The organism is Streptosporangium nanhuense, from assembly GCF_059358815.1.
Genome location: NZ_JCADBG010000114.1, coordinates 1 through 930 on the forward strand (window position 1 = coordinate 1; position 930 = coordinate 930).

Genomic DNA, 930 nt, shown 5'->3' on the forward strand with positions numbered 1-930 from the left:
TTCGACGCGCCGTCCTGGTTGATCGCCGAACCACGAAGAACCGCGAGCACCTGGTGACCGTTGCGCCGCGCGTCCGATAGGCGCTCCAGCACCAACATGCCAACGCCCTCGGACCAGCTGGTCCCGTCGGCCGCGTCAGCGAAGGACTTGCACCGGCCGTCGCCGGCCAGCCCGCCCTGCGCGCTGAAGCCGATGAACACCCCCGGGGTGGCCATCACCGTCACCCCACCGGCCAGGGCCAGGCTGCATTCACCCGAACGCAGAGCCTGGGCCGCCATGTGCGTCGCCACCAGGGAGGAGGAGCATGCCGTGTCCACCGTCACCGCCGGGCCCTCCAGCCCCAGTGCGTACGAAATACGGCCGGTCGCCACGCTGCCCGCCGTGCCGGTGCTGACGAAGCCCATCGCCTCCGGCGGGAGATCGGCACTCATCGCGTAGTCGTGATACATCACGCCGGCGAACACACCTGTGTGGCTGCCCCGCAAGGACACCGGGTCGATCCCGGCCCGCTCGACCGCCTCCCAGGACGCCTCCAGCAGCAACCTCTGCTGCGGGTCCATCGCCAGAGCCTCACGCGGAGAGATCCCGAAGAACCCCGGGTCGAAGTCGGCCGCGCTCTCCAGGAAGCCGCCTTCACGCACGTAACCGGCGCCCTGGCCTTCCGGATCCGGGCCGGAGAACGCCGCCAGGTCCCAGCCTCGTGTCGTCGGGAACGGCGAAATCCCGTCCCCGCCCTCGGCCACCAGCCGCCACAGATCCTCTGGACTGTTGACCCCGCCCGGGTAGCGGCACGCCATGCCCACGATCACGATCGGATCGTCCGTCACCGGCACCACCGACGCGGGAACGACCACGTCGGCGTCCTCACCGAACAGCTCGGCCAGCAGGAACTCCGCCAGCACACTCGGCGTCGGATAGTCGAACACCAGC

General features: G+C 69.9%; 1 protein-coding gene. It reads right to left on the bottom strand.

The genetic code is table 11. The features are described from left to right. Positions 1-930: beta-ketoacyl synthase N-terminal-like domain-containing protein (locus AC5L38_RS44235; protein WP_495248826.1), on the bottom strand; the 930-nt coding region annotated here is incomplete at both ends.